Origin of the sequence: Marinomonas sargassi (genome assembly GCF_025716875.1) — a bacterium.
GTDB lineage: Bacteria > Pseudomonadota > Gammaproteobacteria > Pseudomonadales > Marinomonadaceae > Marinomonas > Marinomonas sargassi.
The window spans coordinates 664600-686457 of record NZ_JAOVZB010000001.1 but is presented as its reverse complement, the minus strand read 5'-3'; the positions used below and the strand labels follow the sequence as shown (position 1 = coordinate 686457).

Annotated in this window: 24 protein-coding genes; 10 read left to right on the top strand and 14 right to left on the bottom strand. The window is 43.1% G+C overall.

Annotated elements, in window-relative coordinates:
- Positions 1-122: 122 nt before the first annotated feature.
- The 4 genes from OFY17_RS03345 to OFY17_RS03330 form a co-directional block, all read right to left on the bottom strand.
- Positions 123-1505 carry an APC family permease gene (locus OFY17_RS03345; protein ID WP_263529284.1) on the bottom strand — a complete coding sequence of 461 codons (1383 nt, stop codon included), beginning with the start codon at positions 1503-1505 and terminating at the stop codon, positions 123-125.
- 34 nt (positions 1506-1539) lie between these two features.
- Positions 1540-2832, bottom strand: a complete 1293-nt coding sequence (locus OFY17_RS03340) for an NAD(P)/FAD-dependent oxidoreductase (protein WP_263529283.1) — start codon at positions 2830-2832, stop codon at positions 1540-1542.
- Positions 2833-2855: 23 nt separating this feature from the next.
- Positions 2856-3275 carry a RidA family protein gene (locus OFY17_RS03335; RefSeq protein ID WP_263529282.1) on the bottom strand — a complete coding sequence of 140 codons (420 nt, stop codon included), beginning with the start codon at positions 3273-3275 and terminating at the stop codon, positions 2856-2858.
- Positions 3276-3367: 92 nt separating this feature from the next.
- Positions 3368-4507, bottom strand: a complete 1140-nt coding sequence (locus OFY17_RS03330) for a tyramine oxidase subunit B (RefSeq protein ID WP_263529281.1) — start codon at positions 4505-4507, stop codon at positions 3368-3370.
- Between the two features lie 266 nt (positions 4508-4773).
- Here OFY17_RS03330 and OFY17_RS03325 point away from each other — a divergent pair, with 266 nt between their 5' ends.
- Positions 4774-5607: a helix-turn-helix domain-containing protein gene (locus OFY17_RS03325; RefSeq protein ID WP_263529280.1), complete on the top strand. Its 834-nt coding sequence runs from the start codon at positions 4774-4776 to the stop codon at positions 5605-5607.
- A gap of 74 nt (positions 5608-5681) precedes the next feature.
- On the opposite strand, the gene puuE is transcribed toward OFY17_RS03325, so the two are convergent.
- From puuE to OFY17_RS03300, 5 genes are all read right to left on the bottom strand, one after another.
- Positions 5682-6620 carry an allantoinase PuuE gene (puuE, locus tag OFY17_RS03320; RefSeq protein ID WP_263529279.1) on the bottom strand — a complete coding sequence of 313 codons (939 nt, stop codon included), beginning with the start codon at positions 6618-6620 and terminating at the stop codon, positions 5682-5684.
- Positions 6621-6838: 218 nt separating this feature from the next.
- A complete protein-coding gene (locus OFY17_RS03315) occupies positions 6839-7003 on the bottom strand; it encodes a hypothetical protein (protein ID WP_263529278.1) in 165 nt (54 codons plus the stop codon).
- A gap of 2 nt (positions 7004-7005) precedes the next feature.
- The gene (locus OFY17_RS03310) at positions 7006-8364 is read right to left on the bottom strand and encodes an ammonium transporter (protein WP_263529277.1); all 1359 of its coding nucleotides are present in this window, start codon (positions 8362-8364) and stop codon (positions 7006-7008) included.
- A 182-nt stretch (positions 8365-8546) separates the two neighbouring features.
- A complete protein-coding gene (gene eutC, locus OFY17_RS03305) occupies positions 8547-9422 on the bottom strand; it encodes an ethanolamine ammonia-lyase subunit EutC (protein ID WP_263529276.1) in 876 nt (291 codons plus the stop codon).
- Positions 9419-10837 carry an ethanolamine ammonia-lyase subunit EutB gene (locus OFY17_RS03300; protein WP_263529275.1) on the bottom strand — a complete coding sequence of 473 codons (1419 nt, stop codon included), beginning with the start codon at positions 10835-10837 and terminating at the stop codon, positions 9419-9421. The genes eutC and OFY17_RS03300 overlap by 4 nt, the downstream gene beginning before the upstream one ends.
- Before the next feature lie 204 nt (positions 10838-11041).
- Between OFY17_RS03300 and OFY17_RS03295 the strand changes: the two genes are divergently transcribed.
- Both OFY17_RS03295 and OFY17_RS03290 read left to right on the top strand, forming a co-directional pair.
- On the top strand, positions 11042-12013 hold the full coding sequence (locus OFY17_RS03295; protein ID WP_263529274.1) for a helix-turn-helix domain-containing protein: 972 nt from the start codon (positions 11042-11044) through the stop codon (positions 12011-12013).
- The gene (locus OFY17_RS03290) at positions 12010-12510 is read left to right on the top strand and encodes a GNAT family N-acetyltransferase (RefSeq protein WP_263529273.1); all 501 of its coding nucleotides are present in this window, start codon (positions 12010-12012) and stop codon (positions 12508-12510) included. Before OFY17_RS03295 ends, OFY17_RS03290 begins: the two co-directional genes overlap by 4 nt.
- Before the next feature lie 80 nt (positions 12511-12590).
- Here OFY17_RS03290 and OFY17_RS03285 read toward each other — a convergent pair whose 3' ends face one another.
- Positions 12591-13238 (bottom strand): DsbA family oxidoreductase, encoded by a 648-nt coding sequence (locus OFY17_RS03285; RefSeq protein ID WP_263529272.1) that lies wholly within the window; start codon positions 13236-13238, stop codon positions 12591-12593.
- 210 nt (positions 13239-13448) lie between these two features.
- Here OFY17_RS03285 and OFY17_RS03280 point away from each other — a divergent pair, with 210 nt between their 5' ends.
- Positions 13449-14513, top strand: coding sequence for a polysaccharide lyase family 7 protein (locus tag OFY17_RS03280; RefSeq protein ID WP_263529271.1), 1065 nt, complete (start codon positions 13449-13451; stop codon positions 14511-14513).
- Between the two features lie 83 nt (positions 14514-14596).
- Here the strand turns inward: OFY17_RS03280 and OFY17_RS03275 are convergent, their stop codons facing one another.
- Entirely contained in the window at positions 14597-15016 is a 420-nt protein-coding gene (locus OFY17_RS03275) for a YebG family protein (RefSeq protein WP_263529270.1), read from the bottom strand.
- Positions 15017-15141: 125 nt separating this feature from the next.
- Between OFY17_RS03275 and OFY17_RS03270 the strand changes: the two genes are divergently transcribed.
- The 5 genes from OFY17_RS03270 to OFY17_RS03250 all read left to right on the top strand — a co-directional run bounded on the left by OFY17_RS03270 (position 15142) and on the right by OFY17_RS03250 (position 19147).
- Positions 15142-16017 carry a mechanosensitive ion channel family protein gene (locus tag OFY17_RS03270; protein ID WP_263529269.1) on the top strand — a complete coding sequence of 292 codons (876 nt, stop codon included), beginning with the start codon at positions 15142-15144 and terminating at the stop codon, positions 16015-16017.
- Positions 16010-16594 (top strand): DUF1439 domain-containing protein, encoded by a 585-nt coding sequence (locus tag OFY17_RS03265; protein ID WP_263529268.1) that lies wholly within the window; start codon positions 16010-16012, stop codon positions 16592-16594. Before OFY17_RS03270 ends, OFY17_RS03265 begins: the two co-directional genes overlap by 8 nt.
- Positions 16595-16827: 233 nt before the next feature.
- Positions 16828-17187, top strand: coding sequence for a hypothetical protein (locus OFY17_RS03260; protein WP_263529267.1), 360 nt, complete (start codon positions 16828-16830; stop codon positions 17185-17187).
- A 15-nt stretch (positions 17188-17202) separates the two neighbouring features.
- Positions 17203-18579, top strand: a complete 1377-nt coding sequence (locus tag OFY17_RS03255; protein WP_263529266.1) for a class II fumarate hydratase — start codon at positions 17203-17205, stop codon at positions 18577-18579.
- Positions 18580-18682: 103 nt separating this feature from the next.
- Entirely contained in the window at positions 18683-19147 is a 465-nt protein-coding gene (locus OFY17_RS03250) for a GNAT family N-acetyltransferase (protein WP_263529265.1), read from the top strand.
- Positions 19148-19162: 15 nt separating this feature from the next.
- Here the strand turns inward: OFY17_RS03250 and OFY17_RS03245 are convergent, their stop codons facing one another.
- Positions 19163-19426 (bottom strand): DUF3820 family protein, encoded by a 264-nt coding sequence (locus tag OFY17_RS03245; RefSeq protein ID WP_263529264.1) that lies wholly within the window; start codon positions 19424-19426, stop codon positions 19163-19165.
- Positions 19427-19473: 47 nt separating this feature from the next.
- On the bottom strand, positions 19474-20370 hold the full coding sequence (locus OFY17_RS03240; RefSeq protein WP_263529263.1) for an ROK family protein: 897 nt from the start codon (positions 20368-20370) through the stop codon (positions 19474-19476).
- Positions 20371-20662: 292 nt separating this feature from the next.
- On the opposite strand from OFY17_RS03240, the gene OFY17_RS03235 reads away from it, so the two are divergent.
- Positions 20663-20866, top strand: coding sequence for a hypothetical protein (locus tag OFY17_RS03235; RefSeq protein ID WP_263529524.1), 204 nt, complete (start codon positions 20663-20665; stop codon positions 20864-20866).
- Between the two features lie 263 nt (positions 20867-21129).
- Here the strand turns inward: OFY17_RS03235 and OFY17_RS03230 are convergent, their stop codons facing one another.
- Positions 21130-21822 carry an FKBP-type peptidyl-prolyl cis-trans isomerase gene (locus tag OFY17_RS03230; RefSeq protein WP_263529262.1) on the bottom strand — a complete coding sequence of 231 codons (693 nt, stop codon included), beginning with the start codon at positions 21820-21822 and terminating at the stop codon, positions 21130-21132.
- Between the last annotated feature and the right edge of the window lie 36 nt (positions 21823-21858).

Below are 21858 nucleotides of genomic sequence, written 5' to 3'. Positions count from 1 at the left end.
CAACTCTAATTCTTGAATACGCTTTCTTCCGAACATGACGTAATCCCTTTTATTAAAATAAAGTAAAAAGTGCTAATATCATTAGGATGATATCAGCACTTTTGATCATTGCCTTTTAGGACCTAGCTCATATCAGGCTCAAACAAGCCACGTTTCATGTAAAACTTCACCCATAGTGCAGCAGTAATACTGACTAGTAATAAAATCCCACCAGCAATGGTGTAAACCATTTGAGTCATTTCAGGAGCTGGAGAGTTGTTGGCAGCAACATATAGCATGGCTGCGATACCTAAAACTTGAGGGATAGGGAAGAACGGTGTGCGGTAAGGGCGATCATGGTTTGGCAGGCGTTTACGCAATACGATAACGTTAATGTGCGCTACGCAGTAAGCAAGTAACCAACTTGTTGTTGCTGCAATAATCAGCATGATTAAAGAATCGATACCAAATATAAAGAAGGGAATCGTAGTTAATACAGAGATCATTAAGATGCCAACCCAAGGCGCATCATGCTTGTTTTTTGCTTTTAACTGAGGGAAAACTTGACCTTGTTCTGCCATGCCTTGCAACATTCTTGGCACGGCTGCTAATACGGTATTCATCGTACTACAGGTTGCTGTGACCGCCATTACTGCCGCGATAATTAGACCACTTTTACCAAAAACGGCGCCAGCATAATCAATAAATGGTAGAGGGGATGCCATGATGGTTTCTACGTCAAGAAGTAAGCTAGCACCAAATGCAAATGCCACAAAGATAGTAAAAATCATGAATAAGGATAGGTGCATGGCACGAGGAACATTTTTGGCTGGGTCTTTGACACTGTTAATCAATGGACAAATAAACTCGACGCCGACCATGGTCCAAAGAGCTAAGCCAACGAGTCCGATCACACTGCCATTCAATACACCGCCAAAACTCCAATCAACAGGAGTGCCCGCTAATTCTTGAGGCGATTGTAGACCACTTGTAATAGCGGTAGCACCCGTAATGATTAATGCACTGACTAAGATGAAAGCCAAAAGATTTTGTACTTTTGAAAATACATCCGTACCGATTAAGTTGGTGATGGTAAACAGAACCAAGATTAATAGTGGAGCGGCTTTTTCAGGCAGTAATCCAGGGAATAACTCCCCTAAAATAGCGTCTACTAGAAACATCTCTACAGGCAGAGCGAGAACAGCAACAACGACGTAGCCAGCAAAAACAGCTACGATGGCTGGGAAATGCCCAATGGCCTTTTGAGTATACGTTGCCAATGTCCCTTCTTGCGGGAACATTAAAGAAAGTTCAGCGAAGCTCATAGCATTAAATTGCGCTAATATCAGAGCGATAATCATGGCAAAGATAAATGCCATTCCGCCGATACCTATGCCTTGTAGAGCTGAAATCATGACACCTTGTGCAATGACCAGACCCACACAAATAGCCATCATGGTAGGGAATCCCATTTTTTTATTTGCTGATGGGTCAGCAGACGCGATATAGCTGGTGCTCTCACTCATGTTTTGTTCCTCTCGTGAATCCAATATTTAAATTTTATAGGCGGCCAAACCGATAAGGGCTTGGGTCGATAATAGGAACCGTGCCTAAAACTAGGTCGGCAGCTAATTGTCCTGCGGCGGGTCCTGTGCCAAATCCATGTCCTGAAAATCCTGTTGCTACGGTTAAGCCTGGAATCTCTTCTATTTTGTCGATGACGGGGTTGGAATCAGGGGTGACATCGATAATGCCAGCCCATTCTTCATCGATTTCTGCGCTATTAAATACAGGCCAAGCATTTCTCAAGTTGGTCAGTGCTTCTAAATTGAGGCTAGGATTGGCGGCAGGGTCGTTAACGCGATTTTTTTCAAAGGGAGAAACCTGAGTAGGCTTCCAGCGTCGTGCGACGGCGAGATCTTTAAAGAACTCCTTCCCGAAAGACTGTCGTAAAACACCGCCTTGAGTTCGTAATTGACTTAAATAACGCCAACCTATGAGAAGGTGATCTAATGTCAGGGGCGCATCCAAAGCACCCCGCTGAGTGATGATAAAGCCACCGTCTTGATGTTTTCTAAAAGAAAAGTCAGGCCCACCTACTGCGATGTCAGTCGGCCCTTCCATTGGTTTTGTTCTCGCTACGGAACATACTAGGGGTAAGGTAGGGAGGGATATGCCATGGTTTCCTAAGAAGCGTCGTGACCAAGCACCACCAGCAAGCAAAACTTGCTCACAGCGGATTTCGCCTTTTTCTGTGACAACACCGCTGATTTTCCCGCCAGTAGTAGACAAGCTCCGTACTGCACAATGCTGGATAATTGTGGCGCCTTTTTCTATTGCAGCTTGTGCAATGGCACTCGCTGCAATGGAAGGCTCTGCATTTCCATCAGAAGGTGTATAAATACCGCCGGCCCAATTACCTTTGCCACCGGGCACCGATTCATCAATCTCTTTTGTACTCAGCATTTTGGAGTCTAGAGAAATAGACTCAACAGACTTTAGCCAAGCTTCATGGGTAGCGACCTGTGCTTCAGTTTTCGCTAAGAACATGATGCCCGATTGTTTGTAGCCAACATCTTTACCGATGCGCTCTGGTATCTCAGCCCAGAGCTTATCCGCAGCTAAAGCCAAAGGAACGTCTTCAAAATGGCGGCTGGTTTTGCGTATCCAACCTAAGTTCCTCGAAGATTGTTCACCAGCAATATGTCCCTTCTCCAGTAGCACAACAGGAATGTTTCGCTCCGCTAATGTCAGAGCTGCTGTTACGCCAACGATACCGCCGCCAATAATGACGACAGTTGTGGAATCGGGGAGCTGATTTGTCGTGCGAACTTTTTCAAGTGTCTTAGTCATCGGATCAATTCCTACGGGTATGCTTAAGCTAGGTTGATTTTCTGAACGTTGGCTGAAGCGGCGCCTCGGTAAGCGGTGACTTCGAGCTCAACTTTATAAGTATTGGAGCCAAGGGGAGGGCAAGTAACCGTCGTTGCTGGGTCAATACCATGGAACCTTGAGCCTACGTATTCCATAACCTTATGAGTGTCTGCAGGATCTTGAATGAAGACTCGAGACATCACGACGTCTTCTAAAGAGGCGTCTACCGCTTTTAAAGCAGATTCGATATTTCTGAAAACTTGTTCTGTTTGTTCTATGACATCCGTTGGGATTTCTTTGGTATCAGGGTTGCGTCCTGCTGTATTCGAAACAAAAATCCAGTTATCCACAGCCACGAGGCGAGAGTAGCTGCCAATTTCTTCGAATTTAGATCCAGTTTTTACTTTAGTGATAGTGGTCATAGTGTTTCCGATTGAATTAAGTCAAAAGAAGAGCGCGAATTAGGTTTAGGTTCGCGCGTTGTTAAAAATTAAATAATGAAGTTTTTGAGGCGCTATTTGAGCTCGGGGGTTTCCCATAGGTTAAGCTTTACGCCAATGTCGTTTTCTAGAGCATTTCGGTATATTTTCGTTGCCCAAGCGACATCCTCAACGGGCATACCACCGACGGATAAAATGATGATTTCTTCATCGTTTTTACGGCCAGGAGTTGCGCCACCTATGATGTCAGTAAGATCTTCTAGCTGATCTTTAGTCATGGCGCCTTCTTCGATCATGTCCATGAAACGCATGCCAACAAGGGGAATAACATTGTGTGCGGGTTTTGGCACTTCCTCGTACCAAGCTTCGTAAAGTCCTCTGTTATCAAGCACTTTACGAACACTGTCGCTACTCATGCCATCATCCAAACTACAGCTTGCTGGCATAGCTAAATAAGCACCAGATTTCACCCATTCACGTTTTACTATTGGGTATGTAGTTGGGTCACCCACTTCACCAGAGTTACAGTAGGTGACAATATCCGAGTCACGAACAACCGCTTCTATTGAGTCGACAATTTGAATATTGGTAATTTGTGGGAAGGTTTCCTTGATCCAGCTAACAAAACTATCAAGGCTTTTTTGACCACGACCTTTAATTTTGATGGTGTCTATCTCTGGACATACCGCGATAAAAGCGGATACCGAGGTTTTACCCATAACACCAGGGCCAAGTAAGCCAATCACTTTTGAATCTTTGCGGGCGAGGTGACGAGCTCCAACGCCCGGAATTGCACCTGTGCGATAAGCCGATAATAAGTTGGCCGACATGTATGCTAGTGGCGCACTGGTTTCTATGTCATTAAGGATGAACATTAAAATAGAGCGAGGTAAACCTCTCTCTCTATTAGCAATGTTTGATCCGTACCATTTCACGCCACAGGTTTGAAAATCACCACCTAGGTAGGCAGGCATTGCCATAAGACGACGATCGGCGGTCGGCTTTGGCATAGTTGGAAAGGGTGATTCATCTGGGAATGTCACCATGGCGCCATGGGAGTCACTGTTTGGTCCAGCCATCCGATAATCCCCCTTATGCAGTAGCACGAACATCTCTTCCATCGTGTTAACGCATTCGAGCATGTTGGTGACACCAGCCTTGATCATGTCGGGTTCAGAAAGGTAAATGAAGTCGATTTTAGTGTTCTCGGTCATAGCGTCACCTAAAGAATTGGAGGTTGGTTTTTAGGCGCTGAATACATCATTTTCACCAAGCTACTTTGCCTTTAGTTAGGTGGATTTTGTATTGGTGAAAGTTGATAGCAAAAGCGTATGTTTTTCATCCTAGGTATAAAAAAAAGCATCGTATTGAACTTTTGCGACATAACTCTAAACATTTTTTAAAAATGTATTTTTCCTTTATTTGGCACTCTGTTTGCAGAAGATCGAAGATATTCGATATTTTTAGGCAGGTTGGACTCATGTCAAATTCACCCTTAATCAGTTATTTAGCAGGAATTCGTTCTAAGCAACCGTGGTTGGTTTTGAGTGCGGAGGAGGCGTTTTCTCTGTCAGGTTCAGATCATCCTGCCATCTCACATTTTTATAGTTTTGAGTCAAAAAGCTCAGAGGAACAAACCTTTGTTATTCCGGATGGGTGTGTCGATATATTGTTTGACTGTGACGAAAACCGACCGAGCGCAGAAGTGTTTGGCACACCTACGGAAGCGGTAAATGTCGGCTTGAGTAAAGGTAATCGTTATTTTGGCGTACGCTTTGTATCTGGGGTTATGCCGGATTTTTTGAACGTCTCTGCAGGCGAATTAATCAATCATCATTACAACTTGCTAGACCTTGTTCCTCAAGCGAATCAAGTATTTGAAGAGATTGTTGGCAGCCCAAAATTCTCTGAGCAAACGGCTTTGTTTGGCTCTTTTTTTGAAAGTCAGGACATTCGTCAACCATCTGCTTTAACCTCGCAAGCTTTGAGCAGTATCTGTGAAAGCCATGGCACAATACGTATTGGTGAACTGGAAAGAATGACGGGTTACACTTCTCGTACTTTACAGCGCCAGTTCCTCGCTGATATGGGAATGTCGCCAAAAGCCTTTAGTCGTATTATTCGCTGTCAATCGGCGGTTTATGATATTAACCAGAGTGATGAAGTCGCGTTTTCAGATTTAGCTTGTGAGCTAGGATTTAGCGATCAAGCCCATTTCCAAAGAGAGTTTAAACAACTCGTAAACGCCACCCCTTTAGATTATTTGAATCGCGTCAAACATCAAACCTACCTAGATAAGATTCGATGTTTGTGAACCAAAAACGCTCTTCTTAGAAATTTATGCGTCTATTTTGTGCGTAAAATGGCTGTTTCTAATGACTGCTTCTATTATTGTGGCGGGTGATTTTCAATCCAATGGTCCGCAATATCGCCCCGTCGTGTAATCCATACATCATCGTGGGACTGAACGTAATCTAAGAAACGTTTAAGCGCCATGAAACGGCTTGGCTTTCCTAATGTACGACAGTGCATGCCAATAGACATCATTTTAGGAGCCGTTGCTCCTTCCTCATACAAGCAATCAAAGTTGTCTTTTAAGTATTGAAAAAACTCATCTCCGTGACTGAAACCATAGGGAGAAGAGAACTTCATGTCGTTACAATCTAATGTATAAGGAACAATTAGGTGGGGCTTGGTTTTGCTTTCACTGCTGTTAAGAGCATTATGGTCTGGAACTTTTACCCAATAAGGTAAGTCATCCCCATAATTGTCCGAGTCATATTTTAATTGAGGCTGCTCAGAGACCAGCAAACGTGTGTTTGGGGAGTCACGGCCTGTGTACCAACCTGAGGCTTTTACCCCTGTTACTTCTTCGATCAAGTCGAGGGCCTGTTGCATATGCTGGCGCTCTTCTTCGATAGACATGTCTTGGTAATGAATCCACTTTAAACCGTGACAAACGATTTCATGGCCGGCTTCAACTATGGCTTTTGCCACATCTGGATTACGTTGCAATGCGGTTGCAACCGCAAAAATGCTGAGTGGTAAGTTACGACGCTCAAACTCATTTAATATACGCCAGACACCCGCACGGGAACCGTATTCGTATAAAGACTCCATGCTCATGTGTCGGTCTTTATATGGCTGAGCACCAAAAATTTCGGAAAGGAAGGTTTCCGCATGGTCATCCCCATGCAAAACACAGTTTTCGCCACCTTCTTCAAAGTTTAAAACAAACTGTACAGCCACTCTGGCATTGTTTGGCCAGTTTACTTTTGGTTGTTGGCGGCCATAGCCTGCGTAATCTCGTTCAAGGTAGTGCTTCATGGTGTTACTTCCATTGGTTATTTTGTTCTGAAAAGTCTTTATATGTCACCTATTGTGGCACCTAAGCATCAGAAAGTGTTGTGTTATTTGTGAAATGTAACGATGCAAATATCGTGCTTATAAGCGCCAGAAATAGGCAATAAAAAAAGCTCTGCTCTTCCTTATATTGGATAAAGAAGAACAGAGCTTTGTTTTCACGAAATGCGATTTTAAGTGTTTTACTTATGGTTTTCGAAGGCTTCTTTTTCATGTTTCATAATGAAACGGATTAAGCCTGCGACAATGCCAACTACGCCAAGGGTAAATAGCATTAGCATCATAGGGTTATCTGCAAAGGTGAAATACGCCGATACATTTTCCCATGTGGTGATAGATGTGCCCATAATTATGCTCCTTTCGCTTCTAGGTCAATGTTGGTTGCTACAGGTGTTATAGAAGGTGCTGTTTCTGGGTATGGGTGAGCAAGAATTTCCACTTCATCCAAACCTAGGTCTTCTACATTCGTTGGTACGCGTAGCATGTCTGCTTTCTTAAGTAGGTAAGACACGATGTAACCAGGAACAAAGCCAAGTACCATCATCACAATCGCACAGACAGTTTGGCCGTATAGAGAGATTGGTGGGTTGCCATCCATGTTCGGTGTGCCGCCAGCGAAAACACCCACAAGAATCACTGCAACAACACCGGTAACACCATGTACTGCCACAGCACCTACCGCGTCATCTACACCCATTTTCTCGAGTTTCTTCGCTGCGCCCACAGCAATGAAACTAACGCAAGTAGCAATGATAAAGGCTAAGCCCGGTGCATAGATATCAAGCCCTGCTGCTACAGAGATAATACCAACAAGACCGCCAGACATGGTCCAGAAAGGATCACGTGTTGCTATGTAACAACCGATTACACCACCTGCAAAGCCCATTAGTGTATTGAAGGCAAAAGCAGACAGGTTAGTTGGCGTGTTGTAGATAGTTGTCCAACCTACATCGCCACCATTAAAGATGATACAACCGCCTAGGAAACCGAAGAAACCGAAGATGATCATCATCAAACCAATGAGTGTCATTGGTAAGTTGTGGGCTTTGATTTGCTGAGGCACGCCATTGATAAATTTACCAACACGAGGTCCTAAGTTGATCAACACGCCGAGAGTAAAGAAGCCTGCAATAGCGTGTACTACACCAGAAGCGCCTACATCGTGGTAGCCCATTTCTGTCAGCATCCAACCATCTGGGTGCCAGCCCCACGCACCAGCTAGAATCCAAACGCCACTACCTAAAACTACGGTAAGAATAAGGAAAGCACTGACTCGAATTCGTTCGATTACGGCACCTGAAAGGATAGAGCCAGTGGTCGCGCCAAATAAAGCGAAGGCCGCCCAGAAAATACCTGTGCCCATGTCTTGTACATCGGGACCCATGCTTGCTGCCCATGGTAATGCGCCTGATGCTTCAATTGGGATTAGACCTGTAGGGAAGGCGTTGTAAATCCACCAACCGAATAGGTAAAAAGTGGGAATGATTACAGCAAGGGCAAGAATATTCTTAACACCTGCGGCCAGTGCATTCTTACTTCTTGATGCGCCCATTTCATAAGCTAGGAAGCCTGCGTGAATCATCACCATGATGGCTGTACACCACCAGTAGAAGACCTCTACATTCATTGCCTGATGCATGTTGAATACCGCCTGCTGAGCGTCGAGCGCCGCTTGGAGGGATTCTAACGTTGGAGTTTCTGTCGCCATAGTCTTATTCCTTCTCTGTTAATGAGTTAAATAGTTAATGAGTTAAATAGTTAATGAGTTAAATGGTTAATAGGTTGATGAGTAAATGGCTTAATGGAGTCATTGTGCGTTAAACCATACTCATGTTTGTTTCTTAAACGGGCTGTGTAAGCTCTAGTTATTTTTGAATGACTTCTTCATCGCTAAGCGATAAGAAAGTTGTTTTTTGTTGTCCTGTCTTGATTGATTAAGTCGTCATCTGATCTGTCTTTTAAATTGACGCCAGAAAGCTTTAACTGGTGTGCTTCGTTGAGTAGGTAAAAGGCTTTTCTGGCGGCTTCTTGGTACGACAAACCAGCGGGTCTTATATTGGAAATGCAGTTTCGGTAGGCGTCGGTTAAGCCAACTTTTCCACCCCAAGTGAGGTATAAACCTAAGCTGTCCGGAGAACTAAGACCGGGTCTTTCCCCAACCAAAACAAGAACACAGCTAGCATGTAAGCGCTCACATACGTCATCTCCAATAGCAACTCGACCTTGTTCCAAAATACAGAGTGGCGCCAGTTTCCATGTGTTATCTGGGTGTACAGAGTTAGGTACCAAATAGGTTTGTAAGGCCTGTAGAAAAGGTAATGTGTTTTGCTCAACAGCGAGGGACGACAAACCATCAACCACCACAATGGCGAGATCATATTGTGGGGTATTTTGTACTCTATGTTCGTCCAGCTTTTTGGCCGATTCAGGATTCAATAAGCGGCCATAATCTGGACGTTGTAAATAGGTTGCGCGGTCCTTCGCGCGACTGTGCAAAATTAGGGGGGCGCAGTCAGGGGCACATGCTTGTGCCCAGTCCAATTTGTTCAAATCTGTGGTGAGCTTTTCAATATTTAGTGTTGAGTGCACGGCATCAATGGCTTGAGCGTGGGCAAGTTGAAAAGCCAATAAATGCTTGGTGGGAACGCTCACACCAGCACGCCCTAAGCCAATTCTTGCATCAGTAAAATCGTTAAGCTTGTGCCATGGGTTTTCTGTAACAGGTGTTACTTGATGCTGCTGTAAACTCTTTTTCTTCTCACTCATGAAAGGCCTCCTTGAAGGCGATTCAATGAAGATTGAAACGCCTCTGGAAGTTGATCATTAAGCGTAAATTCAGAACGGTTTTGAGATATTTGAATTTTTTCTAACCATGCTGAAAACTCGGGAGCAGGTTGTAAACCGAGCACACGGCGGGCATATAGGGCATCATGAAAAGATGTGGTCTGATAGTTCAACATGATGTCATCCGAGCCGGGAATACCCATAACGAAAGTACAACCAGCTACCCCTAAGAGGGTTAATAGGTTATCCATGTCATTCTGGTCCGCTTGAGCGTGGTTGGTGTAGCAGACATCACAGCCCATAGGCAGGCCGAGCAGCTTACCGCAGAAATGATCCTCTAAACCCGCACGGGTAATCTCTTTGCCATCATATAAATATTCAGGGCCAATAAAGCCAACAACTGTGTTCACTAGGAGAGGATTGTATTTTCGCGCAACGGCATAGGCTCGGGCTTCACAGGTTTGTTGGTCAACACCATGGTGCGCATTGGCTGAAAGTGCGCTGCCTTGCCCTGTTTCAAAATACATTACGTTGTTGCCAACCGTCCCTCTGTTTAAGGATCGGGCGGCATCTTGTGCTTCAGCAAGGTGAGCAAGGGTAAAGCCAAAGCTGTCGTTGGTTGCTTGGGTTCCGCCGATGGACTGAAAGACCAAATCAACAGGAGCCCCTTGCTCAATACACTCTATGGTATTGGTGACGTGAGTCAGTACACAGGATTGGGTAGGGATTTCGTAATGTTGAATCACTTCATCCATCATGGTGATTAAGCGAGAGGCTTGCTGCACATTATCTGTGGCTGGGTTGATACCTATCACTGCATCACCACTGGCATATAACAAGCCGTCTAACATACTGGCGGCGATGCCGGTTAAGTCGTCCGTTGGGTGGTTGGGTTGTAAACGGGTCGATAATCGCCCTTCTAAACCTATGGTGTTACGAAAAGCCGTTGTCACACGACATTTCTTGGCCACCATAATGAGGTCCTGATTACGCATGATTTTACTCACCGCAGCGGCCATTTCGGGTGTAATACCTGATCTTATTTTTACCAGTACTTCAGGAGTTGCTAGGTCGCTTAAGAGCCAATCTCGAAACCCACCTACGGTCAGGTGGGCAATAGCTGAAAAAGCGGCTTTGTCGTGGTCGTCCAGTATTAGGCGAGTAACATCATCCTCTTCGTAAGGAATCACAGTTTGCTGCAAAAACTCACTGAGAGGTAAGTCTGCCAAGGTCATTTGGGCTACTACTCGCTCTTCAGCATTTTCTGCTGCTACGCCAGCCAAACGATCCCCAGAGCGGGCAGGCGTTGCTTTAGCCATTAGATCGGCAAGGTCGACAAAGCCAAATGTTCTTTGGCCGACGCTGTGGCGAAATTGGAAGTTTGTGCGTAATGGCATGCCGTTTTCTCTAGGTTGTTTTAGTTAGATCAATTAAGAAGGCATAAGTTTTGCAGCCTGAGGAGAACCTTTTATTTACTTTACGGAACCTCATGGATGGCAGGTATCGAATAATGGCAAAAATTAATTTTCTATATAAATCAAAAGACTAGGATTTCTTTTGATTGGTTTTTATATCGGAAATAATAACTTTGGATGATGGTTATGCTGAATTCAGATATCAATGCACCAAATCAGAGCTCTATTAGGCAAACATCTGAAGCGTACGATGCCGATCTGCATGCGAGTAACCTAACCAATTGGCAACAGGCATACGATCAGATGAGCCGAGGGGCTTTTTATGGTCGTATTGTTGAATCTTCCTTCGATGGATTACAGGTGTTTTGTGAGCATACCAGTCAAGCATTACAGCAAAAATGTGTCGTATGGCCTGATTCTATTTGGCTCGGTATCCCGCTTGCCGAGCAAACCAGTAGTCGCATTAATGGTTTGAGTGTTCGACAGAATGACATCATGTGTCGCCCGGGGGATTGTGAATTTCAGCTTTCTACACCAGAAGACTATGATCTTTATGGGCTGGTGGTTGAAACGGCCAAACTTATGAAAGTGGCTAAAATCCACGGTCTTGATTTGAATTGGCAAGAGCTCAACGAAAATGGCCGCTTAAAAATACCAGATAAGACATTGTCAGAAGTGCGCTTTTTATTAGGGCGATTGCTGTCAACAAACTACCATGGCACTTCACCTCGTCTACAGCAGGATATTGTTATTATGGCTTTGCTGGAGTTACTTCGCGTGGAGCAGCCCCAGCCAGCAAAAACACAAAGTTATGCACATCGTAAAAAAGTGGTTGATTGCGCTCAACAGTTTCTTGCCAATCACCTAGAGGAAGCGGTAACCGTTACACAATTGTGCGAAGTGACCAATGTGAGCCGAAGAACATTGCAATACAGCTTTGAGAGTATTCTTGGTATTAGTCCGATTCAGTATTTACGGCTGAGTCGTTTAAATGGTGTACGGCGTACTTTAGTTTATGCCCAGAGAAATCAGTCAGTAGGCGATATTGCAGCTCAATGGGGCTTTTGGCATATGAGCCAATTCGCGAAAGACTATAAACATTTGTTTGGTGAGCAGCCGTCTCAAACGCTTGAATGGCGAAAAGGAATGCATGAATGACTTTCAGTATACGAAGTGCCACAGCCAGTGATTTACCACAATTAACTCACTTATATAATTTTTATATTGAGAGGGTGCCAACTACCTTTGATATCGACCCTTATACACCGGAAACAAGACTGCCTTGGTTTCAGCAATTTTCTGAAACTGGCCGTTATCAGCTGCTGGTGGCAGAAAATGATGGAGAGGTAGTAGGCTATGCCTGTAGTGGCCAATTTAAGGCAAAGAAAGCCTACGAAACATCAGTAGAAGTGAGTATTTACATAAGTGAAAACCACCAAGGGCAGGGGGTTGGTCGAGCATTATATAACGCTTTGTTTGATCGCCTGACGACAGAGGATGTGCATCGCGCTTATGCGAGTATTACTTTACCGAATGAAGCGTCATGCCTTTTGCATTCAAAATTTGGCTTTGAACCAGTTGGAGTATTTCAAGAAGTGGGCAGAAAATTTGGCCGCTACTGGGATGTCGGTTTGTTTGAAAAGAAACTAAATTAAGCCCCAACTTACTAGGAATAATACAGAGATAAGTCCGTATTATTCCTAGTAAGTGGGTTCTCGTTTTGTCGTAGAGTTGCTTAGTCTTTCGTCATGATCTCTTCTAACGCTTGTTTAAATACTTCAGCAGGTTGCCCACCCGAAATAGCGTACTTGTTGTTGATGATGACGGTGGGTACAGAGCTAATACCACTTTGCTGCCACACTGCTTGCTGCTGACGTACTTCTTCGGAAAACTCTTGATTCGTTAAAACCTGTAAAGCGTCATTTTCATCTAGGCCAACTTGTTCGGCAACCTTAGTTAATACTTCATGGTTACTGACATCTAGGTTGTTAGTGAAATGCGCCACAAACAATGCCATTTTTAGTTCGGCTTGTTTGCCTTTCAACTGCGCCCAGTGCAGCAACCTGTGAGCATCGAATGAATTACGCATGCGGCTTTCATCTTTGAAATTGAAGTCAAAATCGAGTTCTTTGCCACGAGCTTGGATCATGGCTCTATTTTCTTGGGATTGCTGCTCAGAAATACCGTATTTTTCTAAAATGTGTTCAGTGAAACCCTGTCCCTCGGGCGGCATATTTGGGTTCAATTCAAAAGGCTCAAAGGCAATATCCGTGCTGACAGTGTCGCCAAGTTCCGCAAGGGCTTTGTTTAGGTTACCTAGCCCGACAACGCACCAAGGGCACATAATGTCGGATACAAATTTAATATCTAATGTGTTGCTCATAATAAAACCACTCAAAATAGTATGTGGTCATTGTTAGGGGCATCACACAGGATTGAAAGGTCTAGGTGAAGAAAGGTTTGTTGTAACTCTGCATTTCCATGGTTCTTGCATACTTATCACTCTACTTTGAACGAGGAAAAAAACACCGTATAGTAGAGCAATGCATAGGATGGCACGAATAAGAAAAAATAATCCATGTAAGAGACCATTATGTACCGTTATAAAAAACTTCCCTTTTTTGCTTTATCTACTTTGTTTTTAGTTGGCTGCGCTGCTGATGGCCGTTCCGGAGACAAACCAATACCCGCCGATAATTTTGACCTGAGCCATTGGAAGATTACTTTACCGATGGACAGAAATAATGACGGTAAAATTGATGAGAAAAGCGCTAGGCAGCTAAGAAGTTATTCACACTCTGACTTTTTCTATCTAAATAATAGTGGTGAAATGGTGTTTGCTGCGCCGAATAAAGCCGCTACAACATCAGGCTCATCTAATACTCGTAGCGAATTACGCCAGATGATTCGCGGTGATATTCGTAGTATTGATACCAAGTCCCCTAGAAATAACTTCGCCTTACCGACTAACCCTAAAGGGGCCGTATTTGGTGGTAAGTTGAATGCCACATTGAAAGTGAACCATGTGGCTAAGAGAGCAGGTCATCCAAATAAACCGCCGGCTTATTCTGTAGTCGTTGGGCAAATTCACGCAGATAAAAACCTACTGCAAATTAGCAATGGAAAGGGCTTTGGCTGGGGGAATGAGCCACTTAAAATTTACTATAAAAAATGGCCGCACCATGAAAAAGGCTCAGTATTCTGGAACTACGAACGTAATCTTCCAAAGAATGACCCAAATAGAACCGATATTGCCTACCCTGTTTGGGGCAATACATGGGAAAACCCAAATGAGCCAGGGGAGCAAGGTATCGCCTTAGGGGAAAGTTTTAGTTATGAAGTGAATGTCCATGGCAACATGATGTACCTGACTTTCTCTTCACCGAAAAAAGCCACAGTGAAGTATCAAATTAACTTAGCAAACAATGTCGATGCTTATGGGAAAGTGGATGAAAAAGATCACCCTAATGGCTATGCAGAAGACTTTATGTATTTCAAAGCTGGCGCCTATAACCAATGCAGCACGAAAGACCAAGAAGGTATCTGGTATGCTGCTTGTGATGGCTCGGGTAAATGGAAAGTAGACAAAGAAAATGGCGATTATGTCAGCGTGTCTTTTTCTGAACTGACGTTGAGTGAATCAAGCTTGCCAGAATAATGCTGAAACAACAGATTGTGCGATAATAGCAAGGCGGCTTTTGATAGCCTTGCTATTAATATTGTTTGATTTCGGTTGAATCGTTAAGCCGCATGGCTACTTTCTACATCATCCTGATCAAAGATTACTGTGCTTTCTTCCTCTTGATAAATAGCTTCTTCATCGGGTTCTATAACAAGATCTTCTAGAGGCTTTTGGGGCGCTGTGTCGGTTAAGCGAAGTTGGGAAGACGATTCATTTGAGCTCGTACTTGGCTTACTTCTTTTAGTACTGGCTTTTTTGTTTCCTAGGGAAACCAGCAGCTCATCTTTATTTTCAGCAAGATACATAGCTAGGGCTTCGCGTTCTATTGGGTTTTCCATTAAGTCGCTTTGTGCTAGAAACTCATCTAGCCTTTCAGCTGTATCGAGTAGCTTATCGTAGGCATCCGCTTCCGATTTGGATGTAAAAGTCATTTTTGTTTTTCCACCACGTTCAACAACATATTGAATGATTACAGGCATATCTCACCTCCAAAATTTTATACTGTATAAATATACAGTATAAAATTTTACCTTGTCCAGTGCTTTTGTTTGTCGATAAAGGTAATGGTTGGTAAAGTTGCATGCTGGAAAAAGAGGGAATACTAATGAGTTTTGATCTATCTCAGGTCGATTTAAATACCATTAAAGAAAACCGTAATGTCATTCTGACGCTGGTGGCGTTGTTGGTTTTTTATATTTTTAGGCGTTACACCCCTAGCCTTATTCGCGCCAATCCCAAAATTGATAATGATATAAAGCGCCAGCGGATTAATGCGATTGATAATGCATTTAACTTTCTACTTGTTGTAGGGCTGGTGATTATATGGGCCTCAGAATTACAGAATTTTGCTATTTCTGTTGCGGCCTTCATGGTGGCCTTGGTGCTTGCAACTAAGGAGTTTATTGCTTGCCTTATTGGTGCCCTTTATCGAGCGAGCACTAGTCCTTACAGGGTTGGGGACTGGGTACGTATTGCCAATTTTGAAGGTGAAGTGACAGATAGTGATTGGTTGTCAACTACCTTGTTTGAAGTGGATTTGAAGGGTGGAAGCTACGATTATACCGGGCGCACAACGGTTGTTCCGAATAGCGCGTTGCTAACCAATACCGTACAAAACTTAAATTACATGCGCCGCTATGTAACTCATACCTTTTCAATCTCTAGACAGACTGATGAAGTGAACTTGTTTACTATAAAAGATAAAGTGCTAGATAAAGTATTGGCATACAGTGAACACTTTAGGGAAGTCGCTATTCGTTATAACAGTTTAATAGAGAAGCGTTTGGATATTGATATTTCTGGCCCTGAGCCAAAAGTTCGTATTACCACCACGCCAGAAGGTTTTAACATCTTTACCGTATCTTTATTCTGTCCAACGGAAGAGGCAGTGCAGATAGAGCAAAAGGTGACAGAGGACTTTATGCGCTTTTGGTATGAAGAACGGAATGCTAGCTTTTCAGGAGAAAAGGCAGATGCTTAGGCGTGCTATTTATATATTTTTCACAATAACATCAGCTTTATTGATGACTGGCTGTAACAGCTTCTTAGTGAGTGAGACTGAGATAAATCAAGAAGTGGAGAAGCTACTCGCTGAGCCCCAAAGCAACCAAATATCCTTATTGGTCGAAGGTAATGCTTTGGATATTGATTTGGTGGTTAAGAAAGCCGATGTTGATTTAACAGCACGAGATGGTGGTTTGGTTTTAGTCGATTTAGATACCAACTTAGAAGGCGTGTTAACCGCTTTTGGTCAGAAAATATCGATTTCTGCGAGTGTGGAACCATCGTTTGAATCGGGCGTGAGAATAGAAGAAGATAGACTGTACTTAACCTCTCCACGTATCACTGAGGTAAAAGTACAAGGCACCAGCTTTACCGACAAAATGCTTAGCTCTGCGTTAGGTTCTGTTCATGGAGAGTTAGAAAAGGCTTTGGTTAAGTATTTTGACACTCACCCCGTATACATTCTCAATCACTCGCCGTTTGAAAAAACAGCTGCTTCTTTAGTGAAAGACATCATCATTAAAGAAGATACGATTGAACTATCCATTTTTTAGTACTAAATATCCCACCTTAAGCCCCTGTTAATGGAAAGTTAACAGGGGCTTTTTTGTTAGGCGACTAATAAATAGCAGCCTTCGTTCCTCCCTTTTTTGCAAATGATAAGAATGTGATTCAAGTCAGCGTTATGAAAATTAAATAATAATAGTTATCAATCGTGTTGACACGAGTTCAGTATTGTCTAATATTGATAATAGTTATCATTTATATTTTGATGGGAGGGAAGATCATGACTCGCTATTTGGTTCCATTTTCTGCACTAGAGCAAGCCATTCAGTCGGGACAATGTTGCGACTCGCCAGAATTGCTATATCAATACTTGGAATTGATGGAGCAGTACGCAGAAAAGCTCAGTATTCCTGATGCTGCTGCACTGCATGAAAGAGTATTCTATGTTCTGTTAAATACCATGTGTGACTCAAGTGTTCCATCCCATTGGCGTCAGACTTGTTTAGACAGGGTCTATTCCCCTTTATCCAAATTTAAGTGCCTCATCGTAACTTACCAAGATGCGCGCCATTATTTCAAAATGGAGCATAGCTTGCGTACTCTGAATCGTTACTTCCTCTCTCCTAGTGAACAACAATAAGGACACGAATTAAGAATGAAAATGCGTATTGAAAAAGACAGTATGGGTGAATTGAGCGTTCCAGAAAATGCTCTGTATAGCGCACAAACACAAAGAGCCATCAATAACTTCCCTGTTAGTGGTGACCCTCTCCCAGAAGCTTTCATTCGATCATTAATACTTATCAAATCCGCCGCGGCTCGTGCAAATGAAGCTTTAGAATGCTTAACGCCCGAACTCTCTCAAGCCATTCAAAATGCTTGTAATGAGTTATTAGAAGGCGAAGATATCATGCAGCACTTCCCTGTCGATGTGTTTCAGACAGGCTCGGGCACCAGTTCTAACATGAATGCCAATGAGGTAATTGCTACCCTAGCAACGGCGTATTATGGCTCTGCTGTAAACCCAAATGACCACGTGAACTTTGGCCAAAGTAGTAATGATGTGATTCCTAGCGCTATTCACGTCAGTGCTACACTAGAATTGACGGGGCACCTATTGCCATCATTGATTCATTTACGCGATACGATTCTGAAAAAAGGTGAGTCCTTATCGGGTTTCACAAAAACAGGTCGTACGCATTTAATGGATGCCATGCCGGTTCGCCTTGACCAAACCTTTGAAGCTTGGGCGGCTCAGCTTCAAGACAACATAGATAATTTGAACTACATAGCAGGCAAAACGAACCAACTTGCTCAAGGTGGTACTGCGGTAGGAACAGGTATTAATGCGCACCCAGAGTTCGCTGCCATTTTTGCAAAAGAGCTTTCTGATCTCAGTAAAGTAACTTTTGAGCCGGGTAAAAACTTCTTTGCCTTAATTGGCTCTCAAGATACAGCGGTTGCACTATCTGGTCAGTTGAAGGCCGTGGCTGTGACTTACATGAAAATTGCCAATGATTTACGCTGGATGAACTCTGGCCCATTGGCTGGCTTAGGTGAAATTACCTTGCAAGCATTGCAGCCGGGTTCTTCCATCATGCCGGGTAAAGTAAACCCAGTGATTCCTGAAGCGACAGCTATGGTTGCAGCACAGGTTGTTGGTAATGATGCGGCGATTACAATTGGCGGTCAATCAGGTAACTTCGAGTTGAATGTAATGTTGCCAATGGTTGCGAAGAATCTATTAGATAGCATTAAACTGTTGGCTAATAGCGGTCAGCTACTTGCGGATAATGCGATTGCGACATTAACTGTGAACGAAGAAAAGTTGAATGAAGCTCTACACCGTAATCCAATACTTGTAACAGCTTTAAACCCAATTATCGGTTATGGGAAAGCAGCTGAGATTGCGAAAAAAGCTTATAAAGAAAAACGCCCTGTAGTAGACGTTGCAGAAGAAGAAACCGAGCTAAGCCGTGATGAGCTATTAGCTTTGCTTGACCCTGCTAAGTTGACCCATGGTGGTTTATAAGAAGTAATAGGTAGTAACCCAAGAGTCAGCATTGTTGCTGGCTTTTTTATGGGCGCAATACCGTATATTCTTAATCTTTATTAGTCGACGAAGTTAGATATAAATGAAAGATATTTATTTGCGCCCAGCAAGCCTAGAGGATGCGAACGTATTACTAGCATGGCGAAATGATACAGAAACAAGATTGGCTTCTCATAATCAAGATATCATTAGCCTAGAACAGCACATCACGTGGCTGGAACATTCACTCGCAATACCCGATAAGCGCCAATTATGGATCGCAGAAATTGATGGTGTTGCGGTAGGTACCTGTCGAGCGGATGTCGTTACGGACACAACAGAAAATGTATGGGAACTATCGTGGACTGTGGCGCCAGAAATGCGCGGAAAAGGAATAGCTTATAGGATGCTGCGTGCCTTTATCACTAGTTTTGAAAGCTCTTTGATGGCGCAGATCAAATGCGAAAACATAGCGTCTATTAAAGTGGCAGATAAGTTAGGTTTTATTCTGAAAGAAGAAAAAGAAGGCGTGCTGTTTTACTCCCTTCCTCCATTTTCAAAAAGCTAGTGATAGGTGAAAGGGCTAATCGTCAAATCGAATACGTACTTTAGGTTCGTCACTTTTCTTCTCAACAGGCAGCCGTAACGGCTCAACCAGCTTTTCTAAACCGTTTATCTTAATCTCCAAAGCAAGCTGTAACCACTGGCCTAAATTGCCTGTTGGCCAACCTTTATGGGCAAACCATAATAAATAAGCCTCTGGTAGATCGATTAAAATTCGACCTTGGTACTTGCCAAAAGGCATAGTCTGACGTGCTACTTGTATTAAATCTTCTTGGGAGAACATAGATTACCCAGTGTCTTAAGGGTTTATAAAATGAGCAATATGGCTGTTTATACTTCATTTAACCAAGCTGCCCTGCGTACGCCGCTACTGTCACCGAATTTTGCTTGAACAATTTTCGTGTCTACGCTATCGGAAAAAATATAGGGTAGCATGGCATTGGGTAGATCTTTGTATAGCGAGTTGATATTAGATAACCCTCCGCCTATTACAATTGTATCTGGGTCTAAGGTATTGATTATGCTTGCGAAGCTTCTCGCCATTTGATCTATAAGGCGCGTATAGCACTTCTTCGCATTTGTATTGTGAGGTAAGCTTTGCATTAGTGCTTTTGCCGAGAGTACTTTCCCTGTTACCTGTTTATAACTAAGTTCTAAGCCACGACCTGAAATAAATTGCTCAATACAATTTTTTCGACCGCAATAGCATAACCTTTCAGGGCCATCATACTCTGGAAAATATCCCGGTAAAGGGTTGTGCCCCCATTCACCGCTAATAGCATTTACTCCTACTAATAGCTTTTTGTCTATGACTAGCCCGCCTCCGCAACCTGTACCTAATATGGCTCCAAAGACAACTTTTCCTGTGTTGGCTGCTCCATCGGTAGCTTCAGATAATGTAAAGCAATTGGCATCATTAGCAATATGAACTTGGCCGTCTAGAAGAGCCTCAAGATCGCTTTTTAGGTCTTGGCCATTAAGATAGAGTAGGTTGGAGTTCTTAATAAGTTGGTTTTTTTTGCTAAGGCTTCCTGGTAACCCAATGCCGATAGATTGTGTTGGTTTTTTTGTTTTTTCTTTTGCTAATTTTGTTAATTTATCAATTAAAGTCAGTAGTTCAGAGTAAGAAGAGGGAGTATATGTACGATGTTGAAATAACAAAATTCCTTTGCGGGAAATGGCACAGATTTCCGTTTTAGAGCCGCCAATATCAAAGCCTATTTTCATTAAATACCTACAATATACATGGTCTCGTTATTGATTAATAAAATGGTAAGTGTGAACTATAACATGAGAAAATTTTCATCGCTTATATTAGGGGTAGAGGCGAATTTATATTTTTTCTTAGCCCTTTATTGCTTTATAAAGGGCCACCATAAAGTGGAATTCCTTTCTAAACTGCTTGTTATCTAAAGATGTCCCGTCCTGAAATAGGTTGACATTTAGGAGGCCTAATATAGGGACATCAATTAATATAAAACGTAAGCGTACACAACATTACTATAACTTGTGCTTTAAAATGCAGGTAGAGGTGGCTGTCGAAAAAGGCTACATGACTTATCAGCAAGCCCAACCCATCTACGGTTTATCAACAGCGCTGACTTGGCTTCGAAAACACGACAAAATGGATTGGTCTATTATGCTTTTAATAGAAAGATCAGGGGGCATCAACTCAGTCATGATATTATTCTTCACTATATCAGCAGGAATTGCAGAAGAATAATATCAAGCCGCCCACGACCTATGGTTATGATTGCTATCAAAATTTGTTAGCAGAAAAGTGGATGGGATATTCCAACAAGAATTCTTATTTAAATGGTGTAGAACCTTTAAATAATTAGAAAAGCATAATAGGTATCGACCTCACTTAAGCCTTAGAGTGAAAACGCCAGAAGAAGTACATAAAAAAGCCAGTATGGACTCCATACTGGCTTAACAAAAATCGTCAATGTGCTTTAAAACGAGGGCAATAAATACAAAGAGCCCTTATTCTGCCGCTTTAATTCCGTGTAGCTCAACCACGAATTTTAATGCAGAGTGTGGAGGAATTGGGCCTGTGCCACCTGGTCCGTAGGCTAGGTCAGATGGAATGTATAACTCGTATTTAGAACCAGTCGTCATCAACTGTAGTCCTTCGGTCCAACCAGGAATAACTTGGTTAAGAGGGAAGGAGATTGGCTCACCACGTTGGTATGAGCTATCAAATACTGTGCCGTCGATTAGGCTGCCTTCATAATCTACTTCTACTGTACTTAGCTCTGTCGGCTTCTCGCCAGTGCCTTCTGTGATGACTTTGTACAGCAGACCAGATTCAGTTTTCATTACGCCGTCTTCAGCTTCTTTTTCCGCTAACCAAGTAACAGAAGCTGCTTTGGCTTCCTCTGCTAGTTTTTCTTGCTCCTGTTGAGCGGCAAGCGCTTGTTCTTGCTGATAAGCTTGGATGGTTGCTGTTACTTCATCTAGCGTCATTTTTCCTTCTTTTCCAGAAAAAGCATCTTGGAAGCCCGCAATAAAGGTTGCAGTATCTAGTTCAGCAAAGTCTTGTGTCATACGAGTGCCGAACATGGTGCCGATACTGTAGCCTAGGCGCTGCTCTTTGGTCTCAAGTTGGATAGCGTCGTCTGCAAAAGCTAACGACACAGAAGACAAAGCCAGTGCCGCGATAAGAGTTTTTTTCATAAAAAGGGTTCCATGATTATTGTTAGTTTGATCACT